This is a genomic window from Cryomorpha ignava (genome assembly GCF_010686655.1).
Lineage (GTDB): Bacteria > Bacteroidota > Bacteroidia > Flavobacteriales_D > Cryomorphaceae > Cryomorpha > Cryomorpha ignava.
Map to the genome: position 1 here is coordinate 1 of NZ_JAAGVY010000149.1, position 540 is coordinate 540.

1 protein-coding gene is annotated in these 540 nt (G+C 38.9%); it reads left to right on the forward strand.

The genetic code is table 11. From position 1 onward, the window contains the following. A partial coding sequence (locus G3O08_RS20825) for a hypothetical protein (RefSeq protein ID WP_163287368.1) occupies positions 1-540 on the forward strand: 540 nt, incomplete at both ends.

The window sequence follows — 540 nt, forward strand, 5'->3', positions numbered from 1 at the left end:
TCAGCCGTTTGTTGGAGCTACAGAGTCAATAGTTGACGAATGCACCGGAAACGGTACTGCCGATGTTTGGTACACTTTCACTTCAGACGGATCTGAAAAATACAGAATCTCTGAAACTTCAAGTGCAAACGTTGTTGTTGGACTCTATTCTGCAGATGATTGCAATACTCTTACAGCTATTAGCGACTGCGACAATTTCCCAGAAAACTACACGGTTGAGGAAGCAGGTACTTACTATTTTAGAGTAAGATCTTTTTCTGGTAATGATAATTTTCATAATGTTATTTTGACTTGTATTCCATTCGATTGTCCGGACCTTACTGTCGATTTTGGAACAGCTTGTGATGATGGTGATCCATTGACTTATGTAGATGTTATTCAAGAAGATTGTTCTTGTGCAGGATTTATTCCGGTACCGGGTCAAATCTGTGAAGTTCCACTTAATATTTCTTCACTTCCTTATACAACTACAGATAATACTGACAATTACTTTGATGATTACGAATCTGCTGACTTTCCACCTATTGCACCTGGTGCAGT